Origin of the sequence: Neisseria sp. P0014.S009, assembly GCF_051958155.1 — a bacterium.
Classification (GTDB): Bacteria; Pseudomonadota; Gammaproteobacteria; order Burkholderiales; family Neisseriaceae; genus Neisseria; species Neisseria flavescens_C.
In genome coordinates, this window is sequence record NZ_JBQCVS010000073.1 from 1 (window position 1) to 349 (window position 349).

Sequence of the window (349 nt, forward strand, 5' to 3'; positions counted from 1 at the left end):
GACTACAGGGGTATCTAATCCCGTTTGCTCCCCTAGCTTTCGCGCCTCAGCGTCAGTTATGGTCCAGGATGCCGCCTTCGCCACCGGTATTCCTCCAGATATCTACGCATTTCACCGCTACACCTGGAATTCTACATCCCTCTCCCATACTCAAGCCTCCCAGTATCAGACGCAGTTCCCAGGTTAAGCCGGGGGATTTCACGTCTGACTTAGAAGGCCGCCTACGCGCCCTTTACGCCCAGTAATTCCGAACAACGCTTGCCACCTCTGTATTACCGCGGCTGCTGGCACAGAGTTAGCCGTTGATTCCTCAACCGGTACCGTCAGTCTTCAACGTATTAGGTTGAAG

General features: G+C 54.2%; 1 rRNA gene. It reads right to left on the reverse strand.

The annotated features are described in order from the left end of the window. Positions 1–349: ribosomal RNA gene (locus ACTHS4_RS11715) — 16S ribosomal RNA — on the reverse strand; the annotation flags it as partial.